Origin of the sequence: Lysinibacillus sp. NPDC092081 (genome assembly GCF_044755845.1) — a bacterium.
GTDB lineage: Bacteria > Bacillota > Bacilli > Bacillales_A > Planococcaceae > Lysinibacillus.
In genome coordinates this window covers 98,723-111,296 of sequence record NZ_JBIVRU010000002.1, presented here as the reverse complement: position 1 = coordinate 111,296, position 12,574 = coordinate 98,723, and the positions used below count along the sequence as shown (strand labels likewise).

The following is a 12,574-nucleotide window of genomic DNA, read 5'->3' as shown; positions in this document are numbered from 1 at the left end:
ATCCTAATTTAATCACTTATTTGTTTGCTTTTAATGTGAAAAAACACCCTTTATAGAGTGATACCTAGGAATTTAACTATGAACGTTTCAAAGCAAAAATTTAGTAACATAAAACCCGCTGTAAAAAGTTAAATAAATGCCATCCTCAACTTTCAGCGACCATATTTAAACTATATTTCCCCACCGTATTGAAGGCGGATTTCAGCACAAAAAAACCTAGTCAACACGCTTATTTTTAACCTTTTTTCATTGTTATAAATTCAGTTGAAGCTGTGAATTCCATGACTTTTTCAAAGCCTAATTTTTCATAAAGGTGAATTGCTCTTGTATTAAATGTAGCTACTGTTAAACGAATAGGACTATGATTTTCTTTTTGTAACTGATTTAAGATAAATGAAAAAAATTCTGAACCATAACCTTTTCCTGTTAGCTCAGGCTTCATCCCTATCCCAACATCAATGCACTCGTCTAAATACGCGCTATAGTCATGTCCTTTAGGTACTTGTGCAGATGTTCCTGTACAGAAAAAGCCGACTAGCTCTTCTTTATCATTGACAATTGAATAGTACGGATTTTCAAGAAATTCTTTTAGAGATTCGTCGCATAGTTCATTGTTATAAAAAACATATGGTTCTTCATACTTCCAATTCAAAATGTCCGTCGCATAAACTTCATTCATTTCCTTACTATAAAATTGCATTATGAACACCTCTATTTTTCATCGTTTCTAAACAAAAATTGGGATGAGGCATAATGTGAAGCTTCCGGTCACTTTTATGTCTAATAGCACACGCAAACGTCCGAAAAATCGTATGAATACCCCAACAAACAAATTGGCCTTTTAATAACAAAGCTGTCTAAAAAGTAATAACTATACCTTTTAGACAGCTGATGTAATTTTTTATTATACTTGACTATTTTGTTATTGTTTCTTCTGCTACAAGTTCTTGAATTCGCTTTAAAGCACCTGGCTCCATTTCTTCAACTGCCGTTCCAGCCTCTTCTAATGCCTTGGAATAGCGGAATTGATTGAACGATGCTTCTGCTTCTTTTAAACGAGCATGCAATTTTGGATTTGTTGCACGATGACGATTACCATACTGAATAATACGTTCAATTAGCATTACATTTTCAATCAATTCATGTGCCTTCGCTTTTACATCCTCTACACAAAGTGTTGCAGCATTTAAATTATTATGAACTGTTCCCATATTGAGAGGTACCTCTTGCAGGCTTTGCATTACTACATAAATATGCTCTGCTGCCTCATCCAGACGGGCATCCATCTCTTCAGGAATACCTGGAATATTAGCCTTATTCAATAGACGATCTGTTTCTTGTAATGTTTTCTTTAAGTTTTCTACTTGTGAGCGAGCCTTGTTTTCATCAATTCGTAGCTTCTTCATCGTATTTGACAAATGGCCTTGCTCCTCATGAATACCTTCAAGCTCTTCGTTAATTTCAATCAATTCTTCCTGCAAACTTGAGTATGCAGATTTTTCCTCTCTAACACGCATCGCCAATAAGTCATAGCGACGTTGTAAAGCCTCTAATTGCTTTAATGCAGCTTTAGGAATTTCTGCATCTTTTTCATTTAAACGATAGCTTTGCTGTACAAAGGTTGCTTCATCACTTACTAATCTTGTTGAACCAATAACATTGGTGATTGAGCTTAATAAACGATCACAATTTTGGTCAACATAATTTTTAGCAATAACCTCTTTTTCAAGCAAATCGTAATAATGATCAATCTCTTCATTTATTTCAGCAACACGCGGTTTAACAACCGTTAAGTTAAGCTCTGCTAATTCATTTTTTAATGTCGCAAATTCTTCTTCAAATTTATCAAGCGCTACAGTTAGCTCTAAATGCTGTAAATAATAGGATTGCTCTTCCATTTCACGCTGGCCACTACGTAATTCCTGTACCGCTCCTGGTAGCTTTACTTGCAATTCAGTCAAAATTGTTGGGACATCATTTATGTATTCAAATGTCTGCTGTGACTCTTGGTTCAAGCCAATAACATTTTCTCTTGCCTGTAAATAATTCCCTTCGCTAGTAAGCATATCGAATTCCTCAAACTTTTGAACAAACGTCTCCAGCTTTTTCTCCAGAGCTGGTAATGCTACACCAAATGAATGTTGGTGCGCTAACAATGTTTTACGTGCAGAGCGATAGTATTCTTTTAATTGTTCAATTTCAATACGATTTTTTTCTTCGCTGCCAATTAATTCATTTAGTTCTTCTAAGATTTTATCTTTATCTTGTTCACACTTTTGAATGTAATCTTCTATCTCACGTTCAATTAACGTTGCTTTATTAAAACGAAGTCTATTGATTTGATCCTCTGCGTCAAATAAAAGTGAATCAATTTTTGTCATATGTACGTCGATGACTTCATCCCAACTATTACGCCATCGTTCAAACATCTCTTCCGTTTCACCGTTCATGTTTAAAGATTTAACTTTTGAAATTTCCTCATTTATGGGATTGTTTTGTATTTGTGATTTTTCATTTTCAAGTTTAGCAATGATTGTTATATGTTTTCGTCGCATCATAAATCCTACTATAGCTAAAATTAATAGTAGGATAACCGGAATGATGATATACTCCATCGTAAGCCTCCTATTCTACAATAAACGAATTGGCTAGTTGTATTTATTATATACTATGTTATCGCCTTTTGTACTAAAATTTGAGAGTTTTTTGTGTATATACGCCTTTCAAGAATAACACCTACTTAATTTTTGAACAATTGTCGCAAATAGAAGTGTTATTATCAATAGCTAAAGGAGTGGTTATTTCATGAAATATGACGGCCATGTTCATAGTCCATATTGTCCACACGGTACTTCTGATTCATTTAAGCAATATATTGAAAAAGCTATCTCCCACAACTTTACAGATATCACCTTTACAGAACATGCACCATTACCATTGAATTTTGTTGACCCTACACCACAGCAAGATAGTGGTATGAATCAAGAATTTTTAATGCCTTATTTTGAAGAATTACAGCGCCTTCAAAAGGAGTATGCACAAGACATCCGCATTCATATAGGTCTAGAGGTTGACTATATTCAAGGCTTTGAACAAGAAACTCGTCAATTTCTTAATACATATGGACACTTTTTAAATGATTCTATTTTATCGGTCCATTTTTTACAATGGCAAAATACCTTTGAATGCATTGACTTTTCTCCAGAAAGTTTTATGGCTTTTTCAAAAAAAGTGGGCTCTATCGAACAAGTGTATAATTTATATTATGATACCGTCCTACAATCCATAAAAGCAGATTTAGGGCAATACAAGCCTAAGCGCATTGGGCATCCTTCACTTATTCACAAATTTCAATTAGCACATATGGTGAAAATTGATGATTCTGCGCGGATTCGAGAAGTATTAGATTTAATGAAGGAAGAAAGCTATGAGCTAGATTTAAATAGCGCTGGTTTAAGTAAAACATATTGTCAGGAACCTTATCCACCATTTTCCTTTATCGATTATAGTAAATCTATTGGGCTACCAATTGTTTTCGGTTCAGATGCTCATAGTGTTGCTGATTTACATCAACACTATAATGTTATATATCCAAAATAAATAACTTTCAAACGGGGTGCTTTTATGTTTACACAAATTAATTATGATGGGCCAATTGCCGAGCAATATAATACTTTAGCAAAACAGTTAGATGCTCTGCTTACAGGAGAGAGCGATCGCATTGCTAATTTAAGTAACGCCTCTGCATTACTAAATCAATTTCTGCCAAACATTAACTGGGTCGGTTTTTATGTATTACAGGGGAAGGAACTTGTATTAGGGCCATTCCAAGGCTTACCTGCCTGCGTCAGAATTCCAATCGGACGTGGCGTTTGCGGAACAGCTGTAGGCAAAGAAGAAACAATAGTGGTAAAAGACGTACATGATTTTCCAGGGCATATTGCCTGTGATGCCGCGTCCCAATCAGAAATCGTTATTCCCTTGATAAAAGAAGGACAGGTCATCGGTGTTCTTGATATCGACAGTCCAATCGTAAATCGCTTTTCTAAGGAAGATCAAGAAGGGTTAGAGCTATTCGTAAAAACCTTAGGCCCCCATTTATAAAGTGACACTTTAATCAGTGGGGGTTTTCTTCATCTCCCCACTGATTATTAGTTGAACGAATCGGGCTTTTACGGGCAGTTTATCTCCCACCTAACTTCTTTGCTTTTGCCGAATTTTGAGGTGGGAGTATTACTGCGCGTTAATGCGGGATAAAAAAATGCCCTGAAATGATTTATTGTCATTTCAGGGCATTTCTGCACATAAGGCTGACGTTTTCTTTTCAAAAACATCTGTTTACTTTTATTACATTATGAATTTGTTAGATAGGATCTATCATGAATACAAAAACGATTTTTACCACTGTTTTTCGCTTCATAAAGCGCTGTATCTGCATGAAGGAAAACAGATTGAAACGCTGGACGGTACTGTTCATCCCATGTTATGAGACCTGCTGAAATTGTCACCTGAGGATCTGTTGTACTTGGAATTACTGCAACGATTGCTGCTGCTAATTCGATTGCTTCTTTCTCATCAATATTTGGAATATACACAGACATTTCTTCTCCACCCCAGCGTGCACAAATACCACGAGTTCCAATTGTTTCTTTTAACCGTGCTGCAATTTGCATAAGAATCTTATCACCAATTTGGTGACCATACGTATCATTAATGCGTTTGAAATTATCAATATCAATGAGTAAGAACATTCCTGATTGATCATTTTTAAGCGACTTTTCTACATACTGGTCTAAATAACTTCTTGCGTACAATTTCGTCAAATGATCCAAATCTACCATTTCCTGAAGTTGATTTCGTAATATTGAGTTTGCAATTGCTAAAGAAGAGTGATGGATTAATGATTGCATTAATTTAAAGCTGTCAAATGAAAAGAAATATGGCTCCTTGTGTAACACAATACTAAAACCATTAATTTTTTCTTCCATTAAAATTGGGATTGCCATAATTGAACGATATTCAATTTGATATGGGGTTAATCGGCTGAAATCGGCAATAAATAGTGGATCATTGGTATTTTCAAAATGTTGTTCAACATGTTTTATATATGTTTGACCCTTTTCTACATTGAATAAGGCTGTACTAGCATCCGTCACTTTAAAGGTGTCATTATATTTAAAAGCGAAACAAACTTCCATTGGTTGAAAGGATTTCATTAACTGTTTTTGAAGGAAAAGTAACATTTCATGAATGTCAATCCTCATATTTAAACGATGCGATGTTTCATTGATGAGTTGTAAATCACTTACTAGGCGATGTGATTGATGATATAATTTTGCATTTTCAAGCGCATTTCCTGATGTTTGTGCTAGCATACGTACAAAGTCTTTTTCAGTCGTTGAAAAAAGATATGTTATAGGTGCACTTACTTGTAAAATACCATAAATAGCTTGTCTCCCTTTTATAGGGGCGTTTAATAATCGACAATTTAAATCGCTAGCAAGCTCCGTTGTCAGCTCTCCTGAGACAAAAGCCTCAATAGTTGCAGGTCTTTCAGATAAGTAATCAAAAAGCTTAATATCGATAGTCGTATGGCGGTCTTGATCATTCGATAGTATAAGCTCCACATTAAACTCTGGGAAATTATCCTTAATATTTTTTAAGACATTTTCTAAAATTAAATCAATATCCATAGTGGAATGAAATAAATCTGTCATATTGTACAATTTTCTATATTGGTCTTCATTCACTTTTACTTCAAAATTTTCTCTTATCAACTGAAGAACCTTTGTAAGCGTTTCGACAAATTTTTCCCCGTAATCCGAAGTCATAAAGTCTGTCCAAGCATCGGTTGCCTCGACAAGTAGCACACCAATTGGATTTTTGCCTTCTGCTTGGAAAAGCACCATATCTGTCATCGTCATATATGCGTCTTTTTCTTTTAATATATAGGGAATTTTCACCATCTTCTGTTGATAAAAGCTAGCTTCAATCATTAACCATGACACAGCATTTAGTTTTGTTTCAATTGTTACAGTAGCCATCTCTTCAATCGGTATTAAAGAATTTCCTTCGAAACCGAGAAATGCCACATTTACAATTCCAAAGCGCTTCTTTAGACACTGTTTCAATGGGTTAAAATACCCATTAAAACCAGCTTGTTCCTTAGAACTCACCCAAATGCTTAAAACATCTGATTTTATATATTTTAGCGTTTGTAAATGGTCTGTCATGAAATCACCTTTTCTATATAACGTCCAAATCAATTACTATTAACTTATAGTATATTATACATAATTTGTGTCATTTTGACTATGTTATTCTATTTCACTTTTACATTTTACATATCACACTGTATCATTAACTATTTCCGACTATCGCAATATGTATAGAGAGGAAATTTTTACTATTATCCATTTTCAAAAATAATTAGCCTAATAATTGACGTCTATATAATAAGCAGTTACAATGTAGATTGTGTAAAATAAACGCAGCAGTGGTATGAGCTTATTACTGTATTTTATTCCTCTATTTTATTTAGTATAACTAAACAGATTCAAATAGATGGTGTATCGCGTAACCTAACGGCTGCATAGGCGAAAATACATGAAAATAAAATGCGTATAAGAATGGGTACTACTGGTTTTTGTTTTACAACAAAAAAACCAAATTTAAAGGAGGAGACAACAATATGTCTCGTTATACAGGTCCATCTTGGAAATTATCACGTCGTCTTGGTATCTCACTAAGCGGTACAGGTAAAGAAATCGAAAAACGTCCTTACGCACCAGGTCAACACGGTCCAAACCAACGTAAAAAATTATCAGAATACGGTTTACAACTTCAAGAAAAACAAAAACTTCGTCACATGTACGGCATGAACGAACGTCAATTCCGTACTCTATTCGACCGCGCTGGTAAAATGAAAGGTGTTCACGGTGAAAACTTCATGATCCTTCTTGAAACTCGCCTTGACAACCTAGTTTACCGTTTAGGTTTATCTCGTACTCGTCGTGGATCTCGTCAATTAGTAAACCACGGCCACATCTTAGTAGATGGCAAACGCGTTGATATTCCTTCATTCAGCGTAAAACCAGGTCAAACGATTTCTCTACGTGAAAAATCTCAAAACCTTGCTGTAGTAACAGAAGCAATCGAAGTAAACAACTTCGTACCTGACTACTTAACATTTGATGCTGACAAAAAAGAAGGTACATTCACTCGCCTTCCAGAGCGTTCTGAATTATCAGCTGAAATCAACGAAGCATTCATCGTAGAGTACTACTCTCGTTAATTAAATTGCTCTGCAAAGAGTAGTTTAGAAAACCCTAGAAAGCCTTTTATTCCAAGGTTCTCTAGGGTTTTTGCTTTTTATCGACAACGCTCAATATTATGGGGTTTCTTCTTTCTAGAGAATGGAAATAAAATTTAACATCCTCACAAAATACAAACACTCTAGGCTAATCATATAATTGAAAGTGTTTATATTGGCCATAATAAAAAGCAGCCATAATTTTAGTAGCTGCTCTGATTAAATAAAATACACGATTAATAAAAAAGAAATAATAATTGCCTATAGCAAACCCCATGATATTTTACTAAAGTACGATATCTAATAAATTGGTAACCTCTGTAAGAATATATGACCATTCTTCGGCATCGGGGTCAACCACTTTAAAGTGCTCAGCGGATGGGATTTCCACCATTTTTACCTGATCCCCAGAAGCATCCGCTACACGTTTGTAGTTATAACTAATTCCGATTGGCACATCAATGTCGAGCGAACCGTGAATAAGAACTTGTGGAACCTGAAGGGGTAATAACTGAATTGGAGAAGCTTGCTCATAACGCTCCGGAACCTCTTTAAGTGACCCACCTACCAAATCAGACACAGGATAGTTATTTGCTATACCGACTTCTGATAGACGTAAATGATGAACATCATCCATGAGTGCAAGATCGTTAACCCCTGCTAAGCTTATCGATCCTTTAAGAGAAAGTGGTTGAACAGTAGTTCTTAAAACACTATTTTCTGGTAGTTTTTCACGACCCGCTAACCATAAAGCTAGATGCCCTCCTGCAGAATGCCCAATAGTAATAACCCTGCTTAAATCAAGATGATTTTCTTCTGCTATTTGTTGTAAATAATCGGCTGCATTTGCAACATCAATAAATGTGCCCGGCCATCCTCCACCCTCATCTCCAACACGACGATATTCAATGTTCCAGGTAGCTATTCCCTTTGACGCCAAATCTTTTGCTACAGGTTCTATAATATCAAGGTTCCAAACATTTTTCCAAAATCCACCATGAATGACGATCGCAACTGGATAAGGACCCTCTCCTTCAGGGAGACGGAGATCCCCAAATTGCAACTGATTTTTTCCGTAAGTGAATCGTTTATTTCGTATACTCATATGAGCACCTCCATGTTTTTCTTGACTTTTTCATTCCAGATCTAAACGTGTTTAGGGTAACCTAAAAAAACAATATAAAGCAAATAGCCATAGGCAAGTTGACTAGAAATGGGAGAAGAAATGCATTTTTTCGTTATAACAAGGTACTTTAAAATAATACCCCGTTATGATTACATAAACTATGATCATACTTAACAACATAAATAAAATGAATGTTTTTGATAGGTGGTATAAGCAACATTTACTTATGGTGACAATTACGCAACTATAGGTGCTAGTAACAACGATAGACACAGGCAGCTTCACAAAAGCTGCACAAACTTTAAATATGACCCAGCTGGCTGTCAGTCATGCCATATTGAATATAGAGACACATTTAAGAGTTACTTTATTTTTTAGAGATCAAAAAAGGCTTGATTCTAACGGGCATTGGAGAACGTATGATATTCCATATTAGAGCTATTTAGGATAAGCGACAGCTACAATTACGCAAAGTCGAAATTGATTCATCGCTAAAACTTTCAAATTTTAACGATAACTGTTGTAGTTGATTTTGATACAATTTCCCTCTCTAGCTTTTTTCGTTTAGTTCGCAATAAAAGCCCTACCAATAGGTAAAGAATTGTAGTAATAATGCCTGCCGTTGGAGAAACAAGAAATTCTTTTCCCTGAGCAATTTTGATATAGCCATCGAGAATAAGTGGATTCACAAGCGCATCTTCTGTCATATGCATAAGGACAAGCGGCCAAATACTTTTTGTCATTAAATAAATTTCTGTATACATTACTGTCCAGCAAATCATCGTCACAATACCTATCAACGCAAATAGCCACCTATTTACAGGAAGTACACTGAAGATATCACTTTCTGATAAGAACACTAAAAAATACGGAATATGCCAAGCTCCCCATACACCGCCAACAATACAATACAACCAAAAATCATTTATTTTTAACGATGAAAGTTTACTTGTCAAATAACCTCTCCAGACGGATTCCTCAAAAAAGTTTTTAACAAATTGGATTAATAAACCGCCAACGAAAACCGAAACTAGTACATCTAAATTAAAATTCGAAAAATCCATCCATCCAAATATATAGCTTAATAGCAAAACTATAGAAGTGATGAAAGGATACACTAGGAGCGAGACAATATACCATTTTATGTTACCTTTCAAATTAGGTAATAAGCCTATATCTCGCCACCCATCTCCTGCAAAGACACGTAACAATATAGTTGTCAGCAGCGGGAATACCAGCCAAATGCCCATCCCAAGCGTGTCACCTTTAGGCTGTTCAGGGGTGAAGCGATCTACAAAAACACCAAACCATCCACACAGCAAAACAACAAATATAAAGATTATTAAGTTCCGTTTAGTTTTCATTTTCAATCCGCCTCCCCGTTTCCAAGGATTGAAATAACCCACATTGTATCAGGACAAGGAGTTTCGGGATGCAGCGCAATGTATTGGGCGATTCCTTGAATAGAACACCAAAACGCTACCGCAAGTGCTTCAGCATTTCCCTGTTTAATTTCACCTAACAATTGCCCCTTTTCTATTAACGGAATACTCTTTTTTATTAATTTACCTGCTTCCGTAAGCATTTCTTTTAAATCTTCCGACAAGGAATCAAGATGTTGTGCATTCTCCATTAGCACAAACATCTTTGCAGCAGACGGGTTTGTACGAATCCTGTCAAACAAATCCTCAGCAGCCGCTGTAAAAATTGCCAATGGCGATTCATTTATAAAATTAAAATCCATCTTAAGTCTTTCACACCCTATGCGTATTAGCTCTTCATAAAGCTTTTCCTTAGAGTCAAAATAATGGAAAAGTAACCCCATGCTCATATCAGCAGCTTTAGCAATATCAGCAACTTTCGTTTCACCATACCCCTTCCGAATAAACAAATCTAATGCAGATTGTAAAATCAAAGCTCTTCGTTGCTCCTTCTGTTCATGTCTAATCGACATTTTCCCCACCCTTTTATTGAAAATATTTTCATTGAAATAGTATTCAATAAAATTGCAAATATCCCTGAAAAGTGCCCTAAAAATAAAAACTTTAATAAGTTTTCATTCCCGTTTGTAAATATCTATTAAAAAGGAACCTTTTATCTTTATGGAAGTCTAAATGGAAAATATAGGAATAAAGGAGGAAATAATGGGGGTTTCTGAACTTACTGTGATGGTTGTAATTTATAGTGGGATCATGACTTTTTTCTTAGTACCCTTTAAAAGGCATCAAAGCAATGAAATTAAGCGTCCAATTACTTTTAAAGAAAGTCTACAGCATATCAGTTTTCATAAAAAGGCTTTCCTAGCTCTCCTTTTATTAGGCTTTTTGTTAGTAGCTATTTGGTTCGGTTATGAACAGAAGGTATATCATTTTAATGCTCACAGTGGTTATCCTCCTATAAGTTTAGATTCAAAAGCAATTTTCTATATGTGCGCATTACTAGGATATACGGTCATTCTTTATTTACTTCTTGCATTATGTATTTCCTTAAACATTTCAAAAAGAAAGATAATTTAATTTTAAATATTCGGTAAATTATAACGATTCATGTACTTTAAAATAGTAATTACACAATTAAAAAACAACTTAACCACTACTATTATATTAAAAACGAAACATCAGTTATTTACTATTCAATACTTCTTTAAAATAGAACACATTTCCAAAAAATATATTTTATTTTTATAGGAAAACAATTTTCAAACCTTTTTAAAATCAATACTCTTAGACAAATCAACCTTCCCTCAAACAAAAAACAAAGCTAACTTTTTTGTTAAATAATAACACGATTAAAATTAACAATTTTAATAAAAATACAAGTTGAACTTTTACAAAGAATAGAATAGTATGAATTTCGAAAGGTGGTTCGCCATCATTCAAGCAATAACAATTTTTTTAAAGGGGTTGGAAATATGTCAGACGTTCTAAAGCAATTTGTTATGCCGAAAACAAACTTATTTGGACCTGGAGCAATTCAAGAAGTTGGTAAACGCTTAAATGATTTAGAAGTGAAAAAGACATTAATCGTAACAGATGAGGGCTTACACAAACTAGGTCTCTCTGAACAAATTGCTAACATCATTATAGCTGCTGGAATTGATGTAGCAATTTTCCCGAAAGCAGAACCAAATCCAACAGATCAAAACATTGAAGATGGGATTACAGTGTATCATGCTGAAAACTGTGATTCGATCGTTTCTCTTGGAGGAGGTAGTGCGCACGATGCAGCGAAAGGTATCGGACTTATTGCTTCGAATGGTGGACGCATTCATGATTACGAGGGCGTTGACAAATCACAAAACCCATTGGTGCCATTAATCGCTATTAACACAACTGCTGGTACAGCAAGTGAAATGACTCGCTTCACGATTATCACGGATACAGCTCGTAAAGTGAAGATGGCCATTGTGGATAAACATGTTACTCCACTACTATCAATTAATGACCCAGAGCTAATGATTGGCTTACCTCCTGCTCTAACAGCGGCAACTGGTTTAGATGCATTAACACATGCAATCGAATCATTTGTATCGACAAACGCAACACCAATTACTGACGCTTGCGCTGAAAAGGTACTTCAGCTAGTTCCTGAATATTTACCACGTGCCTATGCAAACGGTGCAGATTTAGAAGCCCGTGAGCAAATGGTTTACGCACAATTTTTAGCAGGTATGGCGTTTAATAACGCTTCACTTGGCTATGTACATGCAATTGCTCATCAATTAGGTGGCTTCTATAATCTACCACATGGTGTATGTAATGCTATTTTATTGCCTCATGTTTGCCGCTTTAACTTAACAGCACGTACTGAGCGTTTTGCAAAAATCGCTGAATTGTTAGGTGAAAACGTTGAAGGATTAAGTAAACGTGATGCTGCTGAGAGAGCAATTGTAGCAATTGAAAATCTTTCTAAAGATTTGAACATTCCAAGTGGCTTCCGCGAATTAGGTGCGAAGGATGAGGATATTGAAATCTTAGCTAAAAATGCAATGTTAGATGTATGTGCTGCAACAAACCCACGTAAAGCAACTTTAGAAGACATTAAACAAATAATTACAAATGCGATGGGCCCTGTAGCGAAAAAAGAAGAATCACTCGAAGCTATCGCACTTTCTTAATAAGTAATCAGAAGGCATG

At 35.3% G+C, this 12,574-nt stretch carries 11 protein-coding genes and 1 pseudogene; 6 read left to right on the top strand and 6 right to left on the bottom strand.

Going from position 1 to position 12,574, the window contains the following annotated elements; genetic code table 11:
- Positions 1-235: 235 nt before the first annotated feature.
- The gene (locus ACIQLB_RS05330; RefSeq protein ID WP_400721992.1) at positions 236-700 is read right to left on the bottom strand and encodes a GNAT family N-acetyltransferase; all 465 of its coding nucleotides are present in this window, start codon (positions 698-700) and stop codon (positions 236-238) included.
- A gap of 214 nt (positions 701-914) precedes the next feature.
- A complete protein-coding gene (ezrA, locus tag ACIQLB_RS05325; protein ID WP_400721989.1) occupies positions 915-2,615 on the bottom strand; it encodes a septation ring formation regulator EzrA in 1,701 nt (566 codons plus the stop codon).
- A gap of 190 nt (positions 2,616-2,805) precedes the next feature.
- Here ezrA and hisJ point away from each other — a divergent pair, with 190 nt between their 5' ends.
- Positions 2,806-3,600 carry a histidinol-phosphatase HisJ gene (hisJ, locus tag ACIQLB_RS05320; RefSeq protein WP_400721986.1) on the top strand — a complete coding sequence of 265 codons (795 nt, stop codon included), beginning with the start codon at positions 2,806-2,808 and terminating at the stop codon, positions 3,598-3,600.
- Positions 3,601-3,624: 24 nt separating this feature from the next.
- Positions 3,625-4,104, top strand: coding sequence for a GAF domain-containing protein (locus tag ACIQLB_RS05315; protein ID WP_400721984.1), 480 nt, complete (start codon positions 3,625-3,627; stop codon positions 4,102-4,104).
- Positions 4,105-4,352: 248 nt separating this feature from the next.
- On the opposite strand, the gene ACIQLB_RS05310 is transcribed toward ACIQLB_RS05315, so the two are convergent.
- Positions 4,353-6,233, bottom strand: coding sequence for a sensor domain-containing diguanylate cyclase (locus ACIQLB_RS05310; RefSeq protein ID WP_400721981.1), 1,881 nt, complete (start codon positions 6,231-6,233; stop codon positions 4,353-4,355).
- A gap of 458 nt (positions 6,234-6,691) precedes the next feature.
- Here ACIQLB_RS05310 and rpsD point away from each other — a divergent pair, with 458 nt between their 5' ends.
- On the top strand, positions 6,692-7,294 hold the full coding sequence (gene rpsD, locus ACIQLB_RS05305; RefSeq protein WP_400721978.1) for a 30S ribosomal protein S4: 603 nt from the start codon (positions 6,692-6,694) through the stop codon (positions 7,292-7,294).
- A 304-nt stretch (positions 7,295-7,598) separates the two neighbouring features.
- Here rpsD and ACIQLB_RS05300 read toward each other — a convergent pair whose 3' ends face one another.
- Entirely contained in the window at positions 7,599-8,417 is an 819-nt protein-coding gene (locus ACIQLB_RS05300) for an alpha/beta hydrolase family protein (protein ID WP_400721975.1), read from the bottom strand.
- Positions 8,418-8,688: 271 nt separating this feature from the next.
- Between ACIQLB_RS05300 and ACIQLB_RS05295 the strand changes: the two are divergent.
- A pseudogene (locus ACIQLB_RS05295) lies at positions 8,689-8,881 on the top strand (LysR family transcriptional regulator); the annotation flags it as partial.
- A gap of 57 nt (positions 8,882-8,938) precedes the next feature.
- Here the strand turns inward: ACIQLB_RS05295 and ACIQLB_RS05290 are convergent.
- Positions 8,939-9,802 carry a CPBP family glutamic-type intramembrane protease gene (locus ACIQLB_RS05290; RefSeq protein ID WP_400721972.1) on the bottom strand — a complete coding sequence of 288 codons (864 nt, stop codon included), beginning with the start codon at positions 9,800-9,802 and terminating at the stop codon, positions 8,939-8,941.
- Positions 9,803-9,804: 2 nt separating this feature from the next.
- On the bottom strand, positions 9,805-10,392 hold the full coding sequence (locus tag ACIQLB_RS05285; RefSeq protein WP_400721969.1) for a TetR/AcrR family transcriptional regulator: 588 nt from the start codon (positions 10,390-10,392) through the stop codon (positions 9,805-9,807).
- 160 nt (positions 10,393-10,552) lie between these two features.
- Here ACIQLB_RS05285 and ACIQLB_RS05280 point away from each other — a divergent pair, with 160 nt between their 5' ends.
- On the top strand, positions 10,553-10,954 hold the full coding sequence (locus ACIQLB_RS05280; RefSeq protein ID WP_400721966.1) for a hypothetical protein: 402 nt from the start codon (positions 10,553-10,555) through the stop codon (positions 10,952-10,954).
- Positions 10,955-11,349: 395 nt separating this feature from the next.
- Positions 11,350-12,555, top strand: a complete 1,206-nt coding sequence (locus ACIQLB_RS05275) for an iron-containing alcohol dehydrogenase (RefSeq protein WP_400721963.1) — start codon at positions 11,350-11,352, stop codon at positions 12,553-12,555.
- Positions 12,556-12,574: the final 19 nt, after the last annotated feature.

Bases quoted from the DNA above. Each gene is read 5' to 3' on its own strand.
- ACIQLB_RS05330 (WP_400721992.1), bottom strand. From the start codon at position 700: ATGCAATTTTATAGTAAGGAAATGAATGAAGTTTATGCGACGGACATT.
- ezrA (WP_400721989.1), bottom strand. From the start codon at position 2,615: ATGGAGTATATCATCATTCCGGTTATCCTACTATTAATTTTAGCTATA.
- hisJ (WP_400721986.1), top strand. From the start codon at position 2,806: ATGAAATATGACGGCCATGTTCATAGTCCATATTGTCCACACGGTACT.
- ACIQLB_RS05315 (WP_400721984.1), top strand. From the start codon at position 3,625: ATGTTTACACAAATTAATTATGATGGGCCAATTGCCGAGCAATATAAT.
- ACIQLB_RS05310 (WP_400721981.1), bottom strand. From the start codon at position 6,233: ATGACAGACCATTTACAAACGCTAAAATATATAAAATCAGATGTTTTA.
- rpsD (WP_400721978.1), top strand. From the start codon at position 6,692: ATGTCTCGTTATACAGGTCCATCTTGGAAATTATCACGTCGTCTTGGT.
- ACIQLB_RS05300 (WP_400721975.1), bottom strand. From the start codon at position 8,417: ATGAGTATACGAAATAAACGATTCACTTACGGAAAAAATCAGTTGCAA.
- ACIQLB_RS05290 (WP_400721972.1), bottom strand. From the start codon at position 9,802: ATGAAAACTAAACGGAACTTAATAATCTTTATATTTGTTGTTTTGCTG.
- ACIQLB_RS05285 (WP_400721969.1), bottom strand. From the start codon at position 10,392: ATGTCGATTAGACATGAACAGAAGGAGCAACGAAGAGCTTTGATTTTA.
- ACIQLB_RS05280 (WP_400721966.1), top strand. From the start codon at position 10,553: ATGGAAAATATAGGAATAAAGGAGGAAATAATGGGGGTTTCTGAACTT.
- ACIQLB_RS05275 (WP_400721963.1), top strand. From the start codon at position 11,350: ATGTCAGACGTTCTAAAGCAATTTGTTATGCCGAAAACAAACTTATTT.